Raw genomic sequence first — 20,313 nt, 5'->3', positions numbered from 1 at the left:
CTTACGACTCAAAAATATGTCAGAAATTAAAGTTGCAAGCAGATACGCCAAATCATTAATAGACTTAGCCGTTGAAAACAACGCGTTAGAAGCTTCTTACAATGATATGGTTTTGTTTGAAAAAGTGGTTGATGAAACCCCTGAGCTGGAAGCGATATTGAAAAACCCAATTGTACCTTTGGATAAAAAGACTGGTATTTTAAATGGTATTTTCGGTAATAGAGTAAGTCAGTTAACCATTACTTTTTTCAAAATTGTAATTAGTAAGGGCCGTTCGGCTATATTATTCGCAACAGCAAAACAATTTGTGCAACAATACAACTTAATTAAAGGTATTGTTACTGCAGATGTGACAACAGCAACCGCTTTAAGCCCAGCAGCCAAAGGGCAGATTGTTGAGATTGTAAAAAGAGAATTAGGCGCTAATCAGGTAATTGTTAACGAGAAAATTAACGAAAAATTAATTGGCGGTTTTATATTGAAAGTTGGCGATAAGCAATTTGATGCCAGTATTGCCAGTGGCTTAAGTAAACTAAAAAAAGAATTTGCATTGTAGTAAACTTTAATATAAAGTATCAGTGTAGATTTTAAGAAACTATGATGGGTACTGAAATAATAAAAGAACTACAGCACTAAAATATATAAACCCGATAGAAGTGAAAAGCTTTTTGTTGCGTTGCTTCGACAAGCTCGGCATGACATTAACAAAAACTTGAAACGAATAGCGGGACTACAATAACAAAAGAACTACAAGATTTACATTTACAAAAAGATATAATTAAAATTATGGTAGAGGTAAGACCAGACGAAGTATCGGCAATTATCAGACAGCAATTGGCGGGCTTTAAATCAGAAACCGAACTGGAAGAAGTTGGTACCGTGTTGCAAGTGGGCGACGGTATTGCCCGTGTTTACGGTTTAACTAAAGTTCAATCGGGAGAGTTGGTTGAATTTGCAAACGGCCTACAGGGCATTGTATTAAACCTTGAAGAAGATAACGTTGGTGTGGTACTTTTGGGTGCTTCTGACGAGATTAAAGAAGGTGATACAATTAAACGTACTAAAAAAATTGCCTCTATTAAAGTTGGTGAAGGTATGCTTGGCCGCGTAGTTAACACATTAGGAGAGCCTTTAGATGGTAAAGGTCCGATTTTGGGTGAAACTTACGAAATGCCTTTAGAGCGTAAAGCACCGGGTGTAATTTATCGTCAGCCGGTAAATGAGCCTTTACAAACCGGTATTAAAGCAATCGATGCAATGATTCCAATTGGTCGTGGTCAACGTGAGTTGGTTATTGGTGACCGTCAGATTGGTAAAACTGCAGTTTGTATTGATACCATTATCAACCAAAAAGAATTTTATGAAGCAGGCCAGCCTGTATTCTGTATATATGTAGCTATTGGTCAGAAAAACTCTACCGTTGCGAACATTGTACGTACACTTGAGGAAAATGGCTCTTTACCATATACAGTTGTTGTTGCTGCTTCAGCTGCAGATCCTGCTCCAATGCAGTTTTATGCTCCGTTTGCGGGTGCTGCAATTGGTGAGTTTTTCCGTGATACAGGTAAACCAGCTTTAATTGTTTATGATGATTTATCTAAACAAGCAGTTGCTTACCGTGAGGTATCCTTATTACTTCGTCGTCCACCGGGCCGTGAGGCATATCCAGGTGACGTTTTCTACCTACACAGTCGTTTGTTAGAAAGAGCTGCGAAAATCAACTCGAATGATGATATCGCAAAAGCGATGAATGATTTACCAGAATCGATCAGACATATTGTTAAAGGTGGTGGTTCATTAACAGCTTTACCGATTATCGAAACTCAGGCAGGAGACGTTTCAGCATATATTCCAACTAACGTAATTTCGATTACTGATGGTCAGATTTTCTTAGAGTCGAACTTATTCAACTCAGGTATCCGTCCGGCTATTAACGTAGGTATCTCGGTATCACGTGTGGGTGGTAATGCTCAAATTAAATCGATGAAAAAAGTAGCAGGTACTTTAAAGTTAGACCAGGCTCAATACCGTGAGTTAGAGGCTTTCTCTAAATTCGGTTCTGATTTGGATGCTGCAACAAAATCGGTTTTGGATAAAGGTGCACGTAACGTACAAATGTTAAAACAAGCACAGTTTACTCCTTTTACAGTAGAAAAACAAGTTGCTATTGTTTATGCAGGTACCAAAAACTTAATGCGTAGCGTACCAGTTGATAAAGTAAAAGAATTCGAAACAGAATATTTAACCCAATTGGAAATGCGTCATCCAGAAACTTTAGCGGCATTAAAAGCTGGTAAGTTTGATGATACCATTACTGGTGTGTTAGATACAGTGGCAAAAGAGATTTCAAGTAAATATTAATAAGATTTGAGACATGAGATTTGAGATTTGAGATTGGGACGGAAACGTCTCACATCTTATATCTCACATCTCACATCTAAATAAAGAATGGCTAATTTAAAAGAAGTAAGAAACCGAATTGCATCGGTACAATCAACCCAGCAGATTACCAAAGCTATGAAAATGGTTTCGGCAGCTAAGTTGAAACGTGCAACCAATGCAATTATCGCTTTACGTCCTTATGCAACTAAACTGAAAGAGATTTTAGGTAATCTATCTGCAAGTTTAGAAGGTTCTTCATCGCCTTTTATACAGGAGCGTGAACCTAATAAGGTATTAATTGTAACTGTATCATCAAACCGTGGTTTGGCGGGTGCTTTTAACATGAACGTAATTAAAGCGGCCAACAACTTAATTGCAGAGAAATACAGCGAACAGTTGAAAAACGGTAATGTAAGTATTATTTCTATCGGTAAGAAAACTCAAGATTTTTACGAAAAACGTAACTACAACGTAATTGGTAATAACAACGAGGTTTTTTCGGCGCTAACTTTTGAAAACGTAACCAAAATTACCGATGCTATAATGGCTGGATTTATTAAAGGCGACTTTGATAAAGTAGAAGTGGTGTACAATCGCTTTAAAAACGCGGCGGTTCAAATTATTACTTCTGAACAATTATTGCCTTTGCCAAAAGCTGAAGAAACAAAGGTTGAAACTAAATCAACCAATGTTGATTACATTTTAGAGCCTTCGCAAGAAGAAATTGTAGAGCAATTAATTCCTAAATCAGTTAAAATTCAGTTATATAAAGCAGTTTTAGATTCTCACGCATCAGAACACGGCGCTCGTATGACATCAATGGATAAAGCAACGGAAAATGCCGGAGAATTATTAAAAGCCTTAAAACTTTCGTATAACCAGGCTCGTCAGGCCGCGATTACAACTGAGTTAACTGAGATTGTAAGTGGTGCAGCCGCATTGAATGGATAAAGTTAATTTTATTATCCTGAGCTTGTCGAAGGTTAAGATACACAAACCCTCATCTTAATTGATGAGGGTTTTTTTGATTAAATGTAGATGCTAATCCAAAATAATTATGTTTTTTTTGGAATGTAATCCAAAATTATTATATTTATTTTGGAATATAATCCAAAATTATTATACTTTGTAGTGTAGATTATTAGTATGGTTTTTAGAAAGCAGATAGATTATGCATTCGCAAGGCTCTTTAAAGGCAAAGCATTCGTCATTTTTGGACCGAGACAAACTGGTAAAACTACTTTTGTAGAGCAGTTACTGGAAAAAGTGAATAAAAAAACGCTGTATCTTAATGGTGATGATGCAGATGTAAGAGAAAGTTTAACCAAACCAAATGCTACTCATATCGCACAAATGCTGAGCGATTATGAAATACTTTTTATAGATGAAGCACAGCGAATTTCTGATGTTGGTTTATTCATTAAAATTATTGTAGATCGTTTTAAAAGTGTTCAGGTAATTGCAACTGGATCATCAGCATTTGAATTATCCAGCAAGATTAATGAACCCTTAACGGGTAGAAAATATGAAATGCTCCTTCTGCCTTTTTCGTATGCAGAACTGGTAAATAATACTGATTTTCTTACTGAAGAAAGATCCTTGGAACAAAGATTAATTTATGGTTCTTATCCAGAAGTAATTAATGATCCTATAAATGCGGAAGAACATTTAAGGTTACTTGCTGATAGTTATTTGTATAAGGACTTATTTGCTTTAGAGGATGTGAAAAAACCTTTGTTATTTGAAAAAATTGTAAAAGCACTGGCTTTACAGGTTGGGAGTGAAGTAAATTTTTCGGAATTGGCACAATTGGTAAAGGCAGATCAAAAAACTGTTGAAAAATATATCAGTCTTCTTGAAAAAGCTTTTGTAGTTTTTGTTTTGCCAGCATTTTCTGGCAATGTGCGTAACGAAATCAAAAAGAACAAGAAAATATATTTTTACGATACTGGAATTATAAATGCTGTTACCAGAAATTTTAATTCGCTGGCAAACAGAAATGATACAGGTGCTTTATTTGAAAATTATATGATTGCGGAAAGAATGAAATATCTGCACCAAAACCAGATAGAGGCAAATATTTTTTTCTGGCGCACTACACAACAACAAGAAATAGATTATATTGAAAAAAAAGGGGATAAACTTTTAGCGGTAGAATTTAAATGGAATGAAAAAGCAAAGGATAAGATTCCGGTTACTTTTACGCAAGCCTACCCCAACGCTGTAACAAATATTTTATCCAAAGCTGAAAGAGCAGTTTTTCTAAATAGCTAACCTTTAAACCTCATCAACTACATTTGCTCTAAATTGAACGTATGAAAAAATACATCTTCATCCTATTATCGCTCACTTCATTTTTAGTTAAGGCACAATCGCCAGCAAGAGATTATACAAACGCGGTGCTTTGGCAACAAACATCTGGCGAATATAGGGCTCTATGTTTTCAGGCTTATAACTTTGCTCGTCTATCACTAAAAGAAGCACTTTGGGCAGATACAAGCAAAAAGCTAAATTGTGTAATCGTAGATATTGATGAAACCGTTTTGGATAATTCTGCTTTTCAAGGTCATGAAATTAAAAAAGATTTAAGTTACAACCCTGCGGATTGGACTGAATGGACAAACCTTTCTCAGGCAGATACCGTGCCAGGTGCTTTGGCTTTTTTAAAGTTTGCAGCTTCTAAAAATATCGAAACTTTTTATGTAAGCAATCGCGATGAAAAAGATTATGCAGCAACACTAAAAAACCTTCAGAAATTCGGATTTCCGTATGCAGATGATGCTCACCTAGTGGTTTCAAAAGGTACATCAAATAAAGAGCCCCGCCGCCAAAAAATAGCAGAAACTCATCATATTTTATTGCTTTGTGGCGATAACTTAAGCGATTTTAGTAACATTTTTTATCGCGATGAAAAAAATACTTTCGAGCAGGTAAACGGAAATCAGGCGCTATTTGGAACAAAATTTATTGTTTTACCCAACCCAATGTACGGAGATTGGGAAAAGCCATTGTACAAGGGTGAAAAGCTAAGCGAAAAAGATAAAGCTAAACAACGTTTAGAACGATTAAAAAGTTACTAAGTTTTATAAATATTCAGCAATAAGTATTACTTTTGCAACATCATAAAATAAAATTCATTATGGAAAACGAATTAAAACACAATACAGAAAGCATGAAAGCGGCTAACCAGCCAGGTATTTATAAAATGATGATTTTTGGCGTACTGGTTTGTATGGTTGGTACTTATGCACGTTTTGCATTCGATTCTTGGGTTTTATCTTTAGTTTCTTGGATTATCCTATTCATCGGTGCAATTATCTGCATTAAAGGTGTATTCAAAATTTTAGATGCATAAAAATATTTCTTTCTAAATATGGAAGCCGATTATGTTAAACATGATCGGCTTTTTTTATTGTAATTCAATTACGATTTAGGTTTTGGGAAAGTTTAGTTAAACTACGATTTCAAAAAGACTTAAACTTATGCCTTCGTAATGCTTAGGTAATCCTTCGCTTTCGTTTAGGGTTACCACTCCAACGTATTCGAAACCACAGGCGGTATAATATTCCAATAATTTTTCGTTATCGGCCCAGGTGTCCATTCTGATGTATTTAATATTGTTTTCCGATGCAAACTCCTTCGCCCATTTAATTATTTCCTTAACAAAGGCATATCCCCGAAAATTTGGATGGGTAACGATTCTGTGGATATAAATAGAATCCTGATCACGATCGCCCCAAATTAATTTATCAGCAAAAGTAACGGCAAATACACAGGCCACTACACCATCAACCAAGATTTTATACTGTCTATTTTCTGAAACTTCCTGCGTAACCAAATCCAGGCTAAAGCCTTGCCAATGTTTGTTAAACACTTTCTTTTGATGCGCAATAGCCATATCATAAAATTCGAAAATGGTATCAATATCGTTGCTTTGGCTATTTAATACTTGGATTTGCATATTGCGAAGATAAATAGGTTTTTGGAAAATCGAAATTATAAATCGGGGCATTCATTATTTGGAAAGATAAACAACAAAAAATCGATTGGCCTAACCGTCATTTCGAACGAGCTTTTCGCGAGGAGGAAGATCTCTTAAGATGCATTATACTTTTCACCTGCAAATTGCTCCTCAATCTAATATTTATATCACAAAAGAGGATAAACGATCAGTTCCTCCTCTTGTTCCCTCCAGAGGAAATGGCAAAGCGTAAAAACAGAAATGGATGCTATGGAAAATAGAATAGGGCTTGCAAATAAATGCAAGCCCTAATTATAATTATTTTGAAATTGAACTATAGCCTCAGCTTTGGTTTTATTCTATTTCTGTCTGAAATAAATCTGAATCGGCGTGCCAGAAAAATCAAAGTTCTCTCTCAACTTGTTTTCAATGAAACGTTTATACGGATCTTTGATGTACTGTGGCAAGTTGCAGAAAAATGCAAACATTGGCGATGTTGCGTTAATCTGAGTGATATACTTAATTTTAATGTGTTTACCTTTTAATGCTGGCGGTGGGAATTTCTCGATCAATGGCAACATTACATCGTTTAATTTCGAAGTAGGAATTTTCTTGCTGCGATTTTTATAAACTTCTAAAGCCGATTCGATTGCTTTAAAAATACGTTGTTTGTTTAATACCGAAGTGAAGATGATGGGCACATCGGTAAATGGACGGATACGCTCGTGAATCTGCTCTTCGAAAGCTTTCATGGTTTGCGTATTTTTTTCGATCAAATCCCACTTGTTTACCAAGATTACAATCCCTTTTTTATTTTTTTCTGCAAGATGGAAAATATTGATATCCTGACTTTCAATTCCTTCTTGAGCATCAATCATTAACACAACAACATCAGCTTCTTCTAAGGCTTTAATGGTACGCATTACCGAGTAAAACTCAAGGTTTTCTTTTACCTTGGTTTTTTTACGTAAACCTGCTGTATCAATTAACATAAATTCATGCCCAAATTGGTTGTAATGAATTTTAATCGAATCGCGGGTTGTACCCGCATTGGCTGTTACAATATTACGTTCTTTACCGATTAAGGCATTTACCAATGATGATTTACCAACATTTGGGCGACCTGCAATGGTAATTTTGGGTAATTGATTTTCTTCCTCCGGAATGTCTTCGAAATTTTTGATGATCTCATCCAACAACTCTCCAGTTCCAGAACCCGTCATCGACGAGAGTGGATAAACCTCGCCCAAACCGAAACCGTAAAAAGTACTGATTTCGCTGTGTAAAGCTGTATTGTCTACTTTATTTGCCGTAACAAAAACCGGCTTGTTGCTTTTGCGCAAAACCTGTGCAATGTCGTCATCCAAATCGGTAATACCTGTAGTAACATCAACCATGAAGATCAAAACGCTAGCCTCTTCAATAGCAATCATTACCTGCTCGCGAATTGCGGCTTCGTAAACGTCTTCCGAGTTGGCTACGTAACCACCGGTATCAATTACTGTAAACTGTTTATCGGTCCACTCGCCAACGCCGTAATGTCTATCGCGGGTTACGCCACTTAAATCATCTACAATTGCTTTGCGACTTTCTGTTAATCTATTAAAAAGGGTGCTCTTGCCTACGTTTGGCCTGCCTACGATGGCTATAATGTTACTCATGATCTGTATTATTGATAGTTAATGGCTTATAGTTAATGGTCGGGATATTTACGCATTGTGCTTAAATGATTTGGCTATCAGCCATTGACTATCAACTACTAACCGATTTCTTTCGGGCTGCAAAGGTACGCTTAATTATCGTAACCGAAGCTCTTTAGGTAGTTCTTTTTACTTCTCCAATCTGGAATTACCTTTACAAACATTTCTAAAAAGACTTTTTTATCTAAAAACTTCTCGATTTCTGTGCGGGCCTCTGTACCAACTTTCTTAAGCATGTTGCCACCAGTACCGATTAAGATATTTTTTTGAGAATCGCGTTCTACCACAATTTCTGCACTGATGCGAATCATATCGCCTTTACCATTTTTAAGTTGTTCTTCCTTAAAACTTTTTACAATAACTTCTGTGCTGTAAGGAATTTCCTTTTGATAATTTAAGAAGATTTTTTCACGGATAATTTCCGAAACAAAAAAACGTTCTGAGCGATCTGTATATTCTTCTTTATCGTAATAAGCAGGATGCTCTGGCAATAAATCTAGAACCAGATCCATAATTCCGTCTACATTGTGGTTATGTAAGGCAGAAATTGCATGAATTGAAACGGGATTAAGCTTTTCCTGCCAGTAGGCAATTTTCTCATCTACCTGTCCTTGTAACGCTTTATCTATTTTATTTATGAGTACGATTGTTGGAATATCTCGGTTTAAAATTTTTTCCAAAACATCATCTTCATCATGCTCTTCGTTAATGTCGGTTACAAACAAAAGTACGTCGGCATCAGTTAAAGATCCATTAACAAAGCTCATCATACTCTCTTGTAAGCTATATTTTGGCTTAATTATACCTGGAGTATCAGAAAAAACAATCTGATAATCTTCCTCATTTACGATCCCTAAAATTCGGTGTCTTGTGGTTTGAGCCTTAGGAGTAATAATGCTAAGCCGCTCGCCTACAAGCACATTCATGAGGGTCGATTTACCTACATTTGGTTTACCTATTATACTAACAAAACCTGCTTTATGCGCCATTAAAATATTTTTTAAAAAAAATTTGCAGTACAAAGAAACGAATTATATCTTTGCATTCCAATTCGGAAACAGAGTTAAGGATTTAATTCAAGTGAAAAATCGAGTTGATATAGAGTGCGGGGTGGAGCAGTTGGTAGCTCGTCGGGCTCATAACCCGAAGGTCGCACGTTCGAGTCGTGTCCCCGCTACCAAGTAGATTGACGATGGTAGATTTATGAATTTAGATTTGAAAATAATCGTAATTCTAAAATCTAAACTCTAAAATTTAATGGCCCGTTCGTCTAGGGGTGAGGACGCCAGATTTTCATTCTGGAAACAGGGGTTCGATTCCCCTACGGGCTACAGGAAAAGCATCAATCTGATAAAGGTTGATGCTTTTTTTATGCGTGCTATTTTGGTCAATCCTCCTATCCGTTTCCAAATTATGTTTATTGGCAAAACCTACAGCTAATGATTGCGTTAAGATACTGCAGGCAAGAAGTAGCTAATTTTCATCCCTAAATCTGCATAGAATCAGCGATTCAGTAAGTATTTATAATTTATTTACAAAGTTTACATTTTTATTTACAATCCAAATCACACAGCCTGAAAAATATCAAAGTAAATTCGTTCAATCAATTTCAAAGGATATGAAAAATAAAAAAAATGTCATCTATGCGATGATTGCACCACTGATTGTGGTAGGCGGATTTGTATTTGCCAATCGTGAAATTAAAAATGAAACTAAGCCATCTCCAAGGCCATTGTCTATTGCTGACAAGAAAGCCCGCTTGGATGAAAGGAAAAAATGGGAAGCTTCGCCTGATGGCATTAGGTACAAAGAATGGGAGGTTTCTCCTGCAGGTAAAAAAGTGCATGCCAGTCACGATAAAATAAGGAATTACATTAAAGAATTTGCCAATATGGAGGCTGTAGTTACCTCTGTTACTTTTCAGCGCACGGGCTTAAATTCATCAGGATCGAAATGGCTTATAGTGCAAATTGGTGGAGAAGAGTACATGATGCAATTTAGTCCTCAGGATTTTAAGCAATTGAATGGCTTAAAGGTAAACGACAAAATAATTGTAAAAAGCCGAAGCGCAGGATATTCGCCTAATCATCCATATTTGATTATCTCGGGCGATTACATAGAGCAAAATAACAAGGTGCTTTTTAAACGTGATTTTAGCAAAAATAACGGTTGCTGAGGAATGGCTTTAATAGCCATTTCTCAAACAAATGGTTTCGGAAATTTTTAAACCACCTAAATTAATTATGAGCATATAATCTATTGTTAAAGTTGCCGATGGACTGAGTTTGCTTTATAAAAATAAAACAATCTAAAAATCAAGCGATTTGCGATTTTTTTTACGTAAAACGTGCTATAAAATTTCGATTTCAGCTTTCAATTGTTTTATTTTGTAATGCTCTTAACGGATTACTGAAGAAGTTTGCCGAAAGAACTTAAAAGAACATCCGAAAACAATATTTTATGCCTAAACTTTTTATTGGTGGACTAGCTGAAAACATTCAGGAAATGGAACTGGCGATATTCGTAAGTTTACATGGTCGCGTGGATACAATAAAAGTAGTGAGAGATCGAGCCACAGGTAAATGCAAAGGTTATGCGTTTTTAGAAATCCCAGATTTAGCCGATGCTAAAAACATTATTTCTATGTTAGATGGCGAAACCTTTAAAGGCAACGTAGTAACCATAAAAATTAATCCAGATACACCTGTTGTAACCAAACCCTTTTCAAAAAATAACGATTCTTTTAAAAAGAAAAGACCAAGAGTTTCTAAAGGGTAAAAAAAACGAGATCCCTAGAGATCCCGCTTTACCTAATATATAATAATTCATTCTTTAGCAGTCATCACAACATACATCCGATACTGGTACCAAGGCTGAGGTTCTGTAAATTCGATACGAACCCAAACCGGTAGTTAAGGGATTTAAAAGTTCGGTCTCTTCTTCTCTTTCACCTTCAATATTTTCAAAACGCTGGCCTCTTAAATTCATATTCCATTGATTATTTAAAGGAAACATTTCTACACACAGTACACTTAAACTGCTCTCTGCAGGAAGGCCCATTTCTACCAATCTGGCTTGTACATCATCTACTTTTAATATGGCCCGACCAGATTTTGTGCCTTCTGGCTTGGGTTGATAAACCGTTTCCTTATCTAAAATTCTGCCTTTTGGTGGAATATATGGCATATTTCCCGAATCGATAAGTAGGTTCCGGTATGATTTTCCGTCAGCCTGCCTAACCTGTGTATAAAGCATATACCACATACTGGTTTGAGGTGGATTCGATGAAACGTTTTCGCCGTTTAAAACTGCGGTTGCAAAAGGGGCGGTGATTACGATTTCATTTCTAACAGCTCTGGTTAATACTGTTTCCTCCAATTCAAGGCCTTTTCTTTTTGGAACTTTTCTAAATTCTTGTTCCAGATTGTTTATAATTTTTCCACGGACTGGGTTTCTAGCCAAACCTGTTTTTCTTCTAATTACCGTACAACTTAATGCAGGTGCAGGATGCTGAACACCATTTGCTCTCAATGGTCTGCCATATCTGCCTTGTGCAGTACTCCAAAGTTCTTTTTTATGCCCCAATCTAATTTCGTAACTGAAAAATCCAAAAAGTTCATCGCTATCAGCATGTAAACCCGGAGGCAGGGGCAACATATAAAAACTCGATTTGCCACTTTCATCCTCACCCCGAATCATTTCTTGCATAGCGCCCATGCCTGCGTTATCATCATGCCCACCGGCAAGGATAATTCTTATTTTTTCATCATTGATGTTTAATACTGGATCAACAGGATCATATTTCAATAGTTTCTCATTTACGGCACACAATAAAGGATCTGGTGCGTTAGATAATACCCTGGCAAAATAGGTGTCCATTTCATCATCAGGTTCGCGGTCCATTTCGAGCCATAAGAACCTTTGTCTGAATTCTGTTGAAGCATATTTCTCAGAATCGGAAACGTACGGCGACAGGGCTATTCCTGCAGAAATTAATTTCGGAATCTGTTTCGGGATAATCGTAACTGGCAATTCTATCTCACCATTCCAAGCATCAGACTGACTTTCGCCGTTTACACCATCTTCAAAGTTTACTTTTATAGAGTAAGTAAGAACGGCGCCAGATGGAAACTCATCAAAAGTTTGTTTGGGATCGAAAGCATCCATAAAAATCAGACGGGAATATTGACGATCTGCATCTTGAAGCGAGTTCATAGAAGCCGTATCCGAAACATTTATAGTACCTATTTCAATAACATCGCCTATTTTTCCACCTCGCTTAGCTTTCCAGCCTCTAGAAATTGTAATGCTTTGTCTTTTTAATCCATCCCAAGACCAATCTCTTAATAAGGTAAAATCGACTCCGATAATCCAATGGTTAAATAATTCGCCTAATGATGAAAAGGTAAGTGATGATGCATCAGGAGCGAGTGAATGTCTCATCAAATTTGAACAGCCAAATTGTACACGCGTACCTTTTTCTCCTTCTAAAGTAAGGTTATGGGCCACCAGATTAAAGGCATCTGCCAATCGGCTTAATTCTATCGGCGTGGTGCTGTTAATGAGATTGATTTCTAAAATATTGCCAAAACCTGTTACCTTGTGCTGATCAACCGGATGTTCCGGCTGAAGATAAATTGCTTTATAGCCTGTATCAATTTTCGAAAGCAGATCAACTTCATTTACCGAAGGCTGATAAGACGTCATTACTAATTTCTTTCCTTCTGCAATTTCGACATCAGCATAATCATTGTCCGCAGTTTTAATCAATGGAATAAAAGTTAAACGCAAGTTTCTGGAAGTTGGCAAAACCAATTCGTTTTTTTCGCCCGAGTTGCCAAAACCACTTTCTAAGTCGATTACATTTACATCTTGATGAACAATTTTAAGCTCGAATTCCTGATCGTAATTATTTGCTTCCTTTTCCATCTCAAATTCTTTTTCAAACAACAGAAAGTAAGGTTCTCTTCCGTTTTCTGAACGACCGTTATCCATTTCCAAACCCCTAACCTCTACACGGATTTTAAAAGATTCTACATCAGGATCTGCCAAACCAATATCAACCCCAACCTGATCGCCGTTTAAATTGCCAAGGATGGCTTTCAATTTATCTACTGCATTCGTATATTTTCCTGTAAAAACTACTGCTGGATAACCCAATAGTGGCCTTTTAATTTTCAGTATTGGATTATTTTTGTCAAGAACATTTTGGAGGATACTGGTATCCTTTAGCAATAAATCTTGAGTTCCTTTGGATAAAACATCGTATTGATCTTTCATGGTTACGATATTCATAGCACCTGCAGCAATGTATCGTTTAAAATGCTGATGCGCTATCGGTCTTTCTCCACCATTTAAGGCTTTATCTTCGGCTTTTGGGCCACCGCCAGAAATATCCATTAACCGAATCCTAAATTCATAATCTTCGCCATAAACTAAAGGCAGTACATATTCTGGATTAGCTAAATAAGGATGGCTAACACGTTTTGGAATGGTATTAATGCTATTTTGAATGTCTGGTCGAGGAGCAATCATCTTATCGGCCGTAAGCATATTAATATCCTCGGCATCTTTGTCTGCAATGGAAACGGGTTTCCCCGCCCAGCTGCTAAAATACATTGGGAGCCAAAAGCCTTCCCCCTCCGAATCGCCATGCGCTGCAGGATGAATTTCTATACCAGGTTCCAAAATATCGCCAGCCAAGGAAATCGGAATGGCGCCACCGTCAAGCGCAGTAGTTTGTTGAACAACCAAGCTGTTTTGCGAAAGCCATTTTTCTTCACCCAATTTGCGAGCATCCAATCGATAACCAAAAACGCCTAAAGGCGCATCTATAATGGCTCCACTTTGTTCTTCTTTTTGCAACATTTGCCTATTATACCAAATGGCAATTTGCTCATCATCCCAGCCTAATCGAATACCAAGATCTTTTAACGGCGGATTTGATTTATCCTTTTCCTGCAACAGATCTTGGTTGACAGGCTGGTTTGCATGCACAATTTTGGCAAAGCCATCATCATAAATCATGGCATCTCTCAAAATTTCATCGTAGCCAAGGTTGTTAATGGCAACTTCTGAAACAGGAAACTGTACAGCAGAAAAAAGAACACGTTCGGTTAATCCCTTAAGTGCAGGGATTCTTGCTGCATATTTCATTTTTGCTGCACCATCAAAATCACTTCCTGTAGCCAATTCAGTATACATCCATCCACCTTGCTCAAAAAGTTTTTCGTCGGCATTTAAGGCAATGGATGCTTTATAAATCAGCCCGACTTTTTCTGCCAATGCCGGGTTTCTTAAACAAAAGGCCACAACCTTGCCCCAAGATAAAGTGTCTCTTTGTGTGTTCTGATCGGTATTATCGTTGTTTTTATTTTTAACTGCACATGAATATTCATCGCCACTTAAGGCATATTTTGTTTTTGCACGCACAAAGTTGAACGCGTTTCTATAGCTTTCTGGTAAGTATTTACGAATAGACCTATCTTTATATCTTTCTAAATCAGCATTTGCCCGCTGTGCTGGTTTTCCGGTTTCAGCATCATCTATTTTCATTCCATCGCTCAGTTCCATTTGTTTTTTTAGCGCTTCCCAGATATTACGGGTTGGTACTACGGGATTTTCCAGATCGATAACCGGGTTTGAGCTTACATTTTCTGTAATGGGCAAACCATCCAGGCTATTGATCGCCATGGATTTAAATTGGATTTGAGCATCGGCAAAGGCTGCTAATCCCGGCTTTAAGGATAATAAAGGATTTAAATTTCTCGGAATGATAACAATGTTGAAGTTTAATCTTCCATTTTTATAATATTGAGGAAATGTTAAGATGCAAAGTGTTGTTGGTTCCATAATAATTGCAAATAAGGTTTGGTAATTGGATTAAGCAATTTGACGGGTTTCTTCCCAGGTTTCGGTAAAATTGATATCGATAACCCAGAAAATGCTAATGTCTAAAGCAAAGGTGCACATGGCAATGCAACTGGTTGGTCCGCCGCCAAGCTGTTTCTGGATTTTGCCCGCAGCTTCAATTTGTATGGTTATGGTTACAATGCCACCAAAAATTTCTGCCCTGCCTCTGAAATAGATAAATGCACCGATCACCAATTCTTCCGTATTCAGCGACATATCTACGCCAACCATGTACAATACGGCAACGCTACCGATAACAGGCAAGCCTACACAAAGTTCTACACCAAAACCAAATTTAAAATGCAGGGTTGGCGAATGCTTTAGATCTGCAGCGAGCCCAACTTCGGCTCTTCCTGTTGCGTAAATGGTTGCCGCCGCAAGTGAAACGCACATTACCCTCAAATCTGCGCCCAGCTCTAAAAATGCTCCGGCAGATGGCATCACCTCATCAATGGTGTTTGGAATTTTTATCGGCTGATTAAAGTAACAACCAATTTTGAAGGAAGCATCTAACTTTAACGGCGTTGTTGGTGAATTGTAGTTTACCGGATCAAAGGGAAATTTAACAAATGGAATTTCCTTATCGGCCTTAAATTTATAATCCCATGAATCTGCATTGTTGCTCATGGCAATTTTTAAACCTTTTTTAACGGCCTCAACAGGTTGCGTTGGATCAAGGTTATCCAAAAATTCCAGAATCTGATAAATTTTTTCTAATGGTTCTGCAAGTTTAAGTTGAGGTGCATTATTTAAATTCGAGCCAAAATCCGGATTGGCTTTTACACTTGCCTTAAAATCTCCACTGATCGTCATCAATGATTTAAACGAAGCTAAATCGACAACAATACTCATATTGCCCATTTCGTTTTTCCATTTTTCGCCTGCTTCAGAATCGGTTATATAGTCTACCAAAGTATTCGATTTTTCTCCGGCTTTGGTTTCGCTTTTGTACTGAATGTACATTCTAAACGAATCTCCGGCTTTGCCGATAATATCGAAACTCAGTTCATCTGGAAGCTTAAATTGTTCTATTTTTTTCCGTAAGCCATTTTCTAAAATATCGGTCACCGCTTCAGTAACATCTTCTAATTTAATGGCGTTGCCCAAATTTGGAAAAGGTCCTTTGCTGTTTAACAACCTAAAACTATCGGCCAATAAAGGCGCTTCGCTTAATAAGGCTTCAACTTGGTCTGCATCATATCTCGGATCGGTTAACAGAAGTTTTTGGGTACCTGTATTCTGTACAAATCCAAAACGTTTTGCAAACGTGTTTTCTTCGTTAAACAAAGCATCGGCAAAGGCAACCTTCGAAATTTTTGTTGGAAAAGGGATGTTAAATTCTGGATTTATACGATCACGTTCGCCTTTTCTAATAATTGGTATGCTTTGTTTGTTGCTTACCGGAAGTACATCGCCTGTTTTCTTATCCAATTCTACCATGCTCCAGCTTCCATCGGCAGGTAATTGAACCGATCCTCTTGCTGCTGCAACAAATATCACATCACCTTTATCGTCATTTTGATACGAAGCTGAAACATCGACCCGATTAACTAGAATGGTTTGTTTGCTGCCGCCTAAGTTTAACAGGCAGTCTACATTTCCGCCAATTGAATTTTGATTGCGCATCATTAATTCATTAAATACAGATTCCGGAATGGGAACACCTTGCGGCGAAAGCTGTAAATAGCCCTTAAACTGCCTGCCAGTTACTTTTTTATAATTGCCCTGCCCATCAATATCTATATTCACATCTGCATCGAAAGTAATGCCTACCAGTTCGGCAGTTTGTGGATCTCCATTGCCACTGTCGTGTATAAAATCATCGGCGCTATTTTTGAAATAATCGCCATTATTTGGGGTATATTCAATAGAAATGGAATCACCTTCAATCTCTTTAATGTTGTGTACATTATAAAAACCGCCAACTAATCCCGGATGGAAAATGTAAGGGTTGGGGAAATTTTTTGGGTTATCATTTTCATCCTTCCCGATAAAAGAGAAATCGAAAATACCATCGCTTTTGGCTACCCAGCCGCTATCTTCTCTGTAGACAATAGCATTATTGCGTCTGTAAAAGGTAATTGTTCTTACTACGCAAATTCCATATGGGTAAACCATACTTACTGCCTGTACAACTTCGTGTGCCAATCGGCCACGCATTACATCAAATTTTACCTGAGCGATATCTGCAAATTTGGCCAAAGGCGCCAGCCAATTGCTATAGATACTTGCTCCATAACCAGAAAAATCAATATGTGTTAATGGAACACCCGTTTTGCCGAAGCTGGATGCAAAGGTTTTATTGAAAATAGTGTGTACATCTTTGCCCAGAACACTTTGAGGAATGCTGTTCCCATTCCAGTCGGTCGAATTTTTCATTTGTACAGTTGCGCCAAATAATTCTGGAGGAAACGATTCGGGATTTTTAGCCGCATTTGCAGAAACCCTAAACTGAAGGCCCCCTTTGAATTTTTCGTTTTTAAAACTCGGTGTAATAAAATCCAGATGCCGATTATTCATAGTGGCTTGCTGTGGATTAAATGGTGTTAGCAAGGCTATTGAAACCTTTCCATTTGGCAAACCAAATAATACGTTGCTTCCTAAATTTGGATTTTTCTTTATTGGATTTACCGGAACTTCGTCCTCTTGTAGATAAGGTTTAAGATTGTTCTGGAATTTTTCAATGTATTTGAGTGGATCAATATTAATTACGGTACTATCGAACTGGGTAAACACAGTTGCCGGCCCTTGGTCTTTATAGCCAATAATTCCTTTGTCGGGATCATCGCTTATCCCTGGTTCCGTAATATTGACTAGAGGCTCCCAGGAAATATGTGGCAAAGTATAACCGTTTAACATCGCCATTGGCGTACGCAAATTCATCTTCTCAATGGTAACTACTTGTTCGGAAACCTGATTTACTTTTGCAAAACCCTGACTAATCGATCTAACTTGGTTGAACGACATCGAAACACCCAAAAGATCATAATTTGTACTTAAATCGAGCAGAGAAAATATTCTCGGACTTCGAAATATTTTAGAATCCATGCCTCGGGCAGCGCCTAACTTAGATAAGCCACCCGATTCTTGTGAGGTAAATGCCTCAATTCCCTGGCTTTCGTTTCCTTTTCCTGTAGCCGGAGTTTGGATCATAGCCGGAACAACCTGCTTTTGATCGTAAAATAACTTGAAATCTACCTCTACCAAGGCAAGGTTATGTTCATCTTGTCTCCAATCGCAGGTAGAACTTAAGGCGCCCATTAAGCTTTGATTATAGCTGGCTACATCGGTAAATGTAGAGGCTTTACGCAAATTTTGGAATAAAACTTCGGAGGTGTAGGGGTGGGGTAAAGTTGGCACTAAATCCGTTAAGCCATATAAAATGGTCAGTTTTCCTTTTGTTAAAATGTTTTCACCATTAAAACTTCCATTTAAAATAAGGGTTGCAGGAGGTGTAGTTAGCAGATAAGCGTTTTCCAGCGCAAACTGATAAGGCCGTGTAATCTTTTTAATTGTGGCAAACTTAAGTTTAGAAATTAAATTTTCTGATGAATCGGAAAGGTTTTCTGCCTTCATATCCTGATCAATCAGCATCATTTCGGCAAGTGTGGGCGTTACATATTTTACATAAATGCTATCAAGGGTTTTTGGTGCGACTGGAATTCCATCTGCCCGAATGGGTCTATCGGCTTCAATAGATGAATCTACAGCGGCTCCTATACCTTCTGCACCTTCTTCTGCGCAAGAATAATCTAATTTCTTTTTGCCTTTAAAGGATAAAATTGCGCCCGCTTTTATGCCAGAAGTTTCATCCCGATCCCAAAGTCTGTAGTTTTCGCTTAAGCCTTTAAAATCTGCATTTGTTTCGTGCACCACAAACAAACCAGGTTCTGCAAGAATTAACGTACGCGATAAATAAACAGGTAAACGGGCATCAATGCCTTGCCAACTACAGGTTAAGCCCTGTAGTGTGCTTATTCCTAGTGCGCCATTATTCCGGATAGAAAAGGGTTTGGCAACATCTAATTCGTTTAACGATAAACACCAAACCGAACCTCTAACTTTACAGGTTCCATCAATTTTGAAAAACGGTGATTGATTATCTCGGATGGTAAATTCTGGATTTTCTGACAAAAGTGGAATAAAGATCTTACCCAATTCTGTACTATAAGTGGCTTCTTTTCCGGCATAGGTAAATAGCCTGCGGTCGCCATAAAGCTCCCAGCTGGCTGGGCCCATTAGGGAAACGGAGATTTTTTTGTTTGCATATTGAAGGTTTAAAGATTCTGGTGGTTTTATATTTGCGTTTCTAGAATCGATGCCAAAATTCGTATTCCCCTTATTAACGAAGGTATTATCCAAAACCAAATCAAGTCTAAAACCAACATCTGCCGTAATTTTTAGTGTATCGCTAAGCACTGAGATTATTTTTGAAAGCGTTAATTTCCCAGAATTAATTTTAAAACCCGTATAATTTGAAGCACCTGCCTGCGTTGCAAATAAATCTGCACGAATCCAAATACTTCCTTTAGCCAAAGTATATTCCGCAACCGGTCTGCCTATTTTTGAAAGCTTTAAGGGCACAAGCATTAGAGGCTTGTTTTCTCCGGTTAAATAAATTGGCACTAGCTTTTCATAGTTGAAAAAATCATACCAGAATAACCTTCCATCGTTTGCGGTAAATGGCCCCAAAGTTTGAGCAGGGTTTGCCAAAGGGTTAAGCGAAAAAAGATTTTTTGAGCTGGCCAAACCATCCAAATTACCCAAAATGGATACAGGTGCTTCCCGCCTAATTACCAATTGATCGTTTTCTTTTGATTCGGGTTTTAGTGTCGAGAAATTTTGCAACTGCTCATTGTTTCGAATATTTTGGGCAACCAAATCGGGATTTTCGGTTTTTAAAAAACGATTGCTTTCTACAGCAACATCCGATTTTTTAAGCATGCCCAATAAGGTATTTAATCTTTCAGGGTTTTCATCTGGTTTGATTACCAAATCATGAACGAGATTCAGTTGGTTTTGGAAGGAGGTAGATTTAGCCATTTCAATGATGAGTTAATGTATCCATACAGAAATAATTAGAAAAAGAAAAAGCAGTAAATGGCCAGAGATCCAAAATAGAATATTAATCAAACCAAGGGGAAGCCAGTCGAAATTCAAAAAGAAATCGGGCACAGAAATGTCTGTTTGTTAATGCACATTTACTAGAATAAATCTACAATTAAATTTTCCTAGAGAAATACCGCATTTACGGTATTTTATTCACAAAAGATTTTAGCAAATGTTTATAACTTATTGATAATGAATTAAAAACGAAATTGATGATTTTAATTATAGCGGGTAGATTCTAATAGTAGG

The 20,313-nt window shown here is 37.4% G+C and carries 13 protein-coding genes and 2 tRNA genes; 10 read left to right on the top strand and 5 right to left on the bottom strand.

Translation table 11 applies throughout. The features are described from left to right. Positions 1 to 16 precede the first annotated feature (16 nt). The 6 genes from atpH to DF947_RS15570 all read left to right on the top strand — a co-directional run bounded on the left by atpH (position 17) and on the right by DF947_RS15570 (position 5,737). Positions 17 to 556: an ATP synthase F1 subunit delta gene (gene atpH / locus DF947_RS15595; protein WP_109930967.1), complete on the top strand. Its 540-nt coding sequence runs from the start codon at positions 17 to 19 to the stop codon at positions 554 to 556. Between the two features lie 230 nt (positions 557 to 786). Beyond that, on the top strand, positions 787 to 2,361 hold the full coding sequence (gene atpA / locus DF947_RS15590; RefSeq protein ID WP_109930966.1) for a F0F1 ATP synthase subunit alpha: 1,575 nt from the start codon (positions 787 to 789) through the stop codon (positions 2,359 to 2,361). An 87-nt stretch (positions 2,362 to 2,448) separates the two neighbouring features. Then, entirely contained in the window at positions 2,449 to 3,333 is an 885-nt protein-coding gene (gene atpG / locus DF947_RS15585; RefSeq protein ID WP_109930965.1) for an ATP synthase F1 subunit gamma, read from the top strand. 195 nt (positions 3,334 to 3,528) lie between these two features. After that, complete coding sequence (locus tag DF947_RS15580; RefSeq protein ID WP_109930964.1) at positions 3,529 to 4,656, top strand: ATP-binding protein; 1,128 nt, start codon at positions 3,529 to 3,531, stop codon at positions 4,654 to 4,656. Between the two features lie 41 nt (positions 4,657 to 4,697). Next, positions 4,698 to 5,462 (top strand): 5'-nucleotidase, lipoprotein e(P4) family, encoded by a 765-nt coding sequence (locus DF947_RS15575; protein ID WP_109930963.1) that lies wholly within the window; start codon positions 4,698 to 4,700, stop codon positions 5,460 to 5,462. Between the two features lie 59 nt (positions 5,463 to 5,521). Beyond that, a complete protein-coding gene (locus tag DF947_RS15570) occupies positions 5,522 to 5,737 on the top strand; it encodes a hypothetical protein (RefSeq protein ID WP_109930962.1) in 216 nt (71 codons plus the stop codon). Between the two features lie 96 nt (positions 5,738 to 5,833). On the opposite strand, the gene DF947_RS15565 is transcribed toward DF947_RS15570, so the two are convergent. The 3 genes from DF947_RS15565 to era all read right to left on the bottom strand — a co-directional run bounded on the left by DF947_RS15565 (position 5,834) and on the right by era (position 9,032). Then, positions 5,834 to 6,343, bottom strand: coding sequence for a GNAT family N-acetyltransferase (locus tag DF947_RS15565; RefSeq protein ID WP_205940799.1), 510 nt, complete (start codon positions 6,341 to 6,343; stop codon positions 5,834 to 5,836). A gap of 359 nt (positions 6,344 to 6,702) precedes the next feature. Continuing rightward, positions 6,703 to 8,004 (bottom strand): ribosome biogenesis GTPase Der, encoded by a 1,302-nt coding sequence (gene der, locus DF947_RS15560; protein WP_109930961.1) that lies wholly within the window; start codon positions 8,002 to 8,004, stop codon positions 6,703 to 6,705. A gap of 131 nt (positions 8,005 to 8,135) precedes the next feature. Continuing rightward, entirely contained in the window at positions 8,136 to 9,032 is an 897-nt protein-coding gene (gene era / locus DF947_RS15555; protein ID WP_109930960.1) for a GTPase Era, read from the bottom strand. 115 nt (positions 9,033 to 9,147) lie between these two features. Between era and DF947_RS15550 the strand changes: the two genes are divergently transcribed. The 4 genes from DF947_RS15550 (at position 9,148) to DF947_RS15535 (ending at position 10,821) form a co-directional block, all read left to right on the top strand. Further along, positions 9,148 to 9,223: transfer RNA gene (locus DF947_RS15550), tRNA-Met, on the top strand. A 79-nt stretch (positions 9,224 to 9,302) separates the two neighbouring features. Further along, positions 9,303 to 9,374 (top strand) — tRNA-Glu (locus tag DF947_RS15545). A 287-nt stretch (positions 9,375 to 9,661) separates the two neighbouring features. Beyond that, positions 9,662 to 10,219 (top strand): hypothetical protein, encoded by a 558-nt coding sequence (locus DF947_RS15540; RefSeq protein WP_109930959.1) that lies wholly within the window; start codon positions 9,662 to 9,664, stop codon positions 10,217 to 10,219. A gap of 284 nt (positions 10,220 to 10,503) precedes the next feature. After that, positions 10,504 to 10,821, top strand: a complete 318-nt coding sequence (locus DF947_RS15535) for an RNA recognition motif domain-containing protein (RefSeq protein ID WP_109930958.1) — start codon at positions 10,504 to 10,506, stop codon at positions 10,819 to 10,821. Between the two features lie 54 nt (positions 10,822 to 10,875). Here DF947_RS15535 and DF947_RS15530 read toward each other — a convergent pair whose 3' ends face one another. Both DF947_RS15530 and DF947_RS15525 read right to left on the bottom strand, forming a co-directional pair. Further along, on the bottom strand, positions 10,876 to 14,895 hold the full coding sequence (locus tag DF947_RS15530; protein WP_109930957.1) for a hypothetical protein: 4,020 nt from the start codon (positions 14,893 to 14,895) through the stop codon (positions 10,876 to 10,878). Positions 14,896 to 14,925: 30 nt separating this feature from the next. After that, entirely contained in the window at positions 14,926 to 19,998 is a 5,073-nt protein-coding gene (locus tag DF947_RS15525) for a hypothetical protein (protein WP_109930956.1), read from the bottom strand. Positions 19,999 to 20,313 lie beyond the last annotated feature (315 nt).

Source organism: Pedobacter paludis (assembly GCF_003173575.1).
GTDB lineage: Bacteria > Bacteroidota > Bacteroidia > Sphingobacteriales > Sphingobacteriaceae > Pedobacter > Pedobacter paludis.
This window is presented reverse-complemented; position numbering and strand designations above follow the sequence as displayed.

Coding starts and splice junctions, on each gene's coding strand:
- DF947_RS15575 (WP_109930963.1), top strand. CDS start 4,698: ATGAAAAAATACATCTTCATCCTATTATCGCTCACTTCATTTTTAGTT.
- DF947_RS15565 (WP_205940799.1), bottom strand. CDS start 6,343: ATGCAAATCCAAGTATTAAATAGCCAAAGCAACGATATTGATACCATT.
- DF947_RS15530 (WP_109930957.1), bottom strand. CDS start 14,895: ATGGAACCAACAACACTTTGCATCTTAACATTTCCTCAATATTATAAA.
- der (WP_109930961.1), bottom strand. CDS start 8,004: ATGAGTAACATTATAGCCATCGTAGGCAGGCCAAACGTAGGCAAGAGC.
- era (WP_109930960.1), bottom strand. CDS start 9,032: ATGGCGCATAAAGCAGGTTTTGTTAGTATAATAGGTAAACCAAATGTA.
- DF947_RS15525 (WP_109930956.1), bottom strand. CDS start 19,998: ATGGCTAAATCTACCTCCTTCCAAAACCAACTGAATCTCGTTCATGAT.
- DF947_RS15570 (WP_109930962.1), top strand. CDS start 5,522: ATGGAAAACGAATTAAAACACAATACAGAAAGCATGAAAGCGGCTAAC.
- atpG (WP_109930965.1), top strand. CDS start 2,449: ATGGCTAATTTAAAAGAAGTAAGAAACCGAATTGCATCGGTACAATCA.
- DF947_RS15580 (WP_109930964.1), top strand. CDS start 3,529: ATGGTTTTTAGAAAGCAGATAGATTATGCATTCGCAAGGCTCTTTAAA.
- atpH (WP_109930967.1), top strand. CDS start 17: ATGTCAGAAATTAAAGTTGCAAGCAGATACGCCAAATCATTAATAGAC.
- DF947_RS15540 (WP_109930959.1), top strand. CDS start 9,662: ATGAAAAATAAAAAAAATGTCATCTATGCGATGATTGCACCACTGATT.
- DF947_RS15535 (WP_109930958.1), top strand. CDS start 10,504: ATGCCTAAACTTTTTATTGGTGGACTAGCTGAAAACATTCAGGAAATG.
- atpA (WP_109930966.1), top strand. CDS start 787: ATGGTAGAGGTAAGACCAGACGAAGTATCGGCAATTATCAGACAGCAA.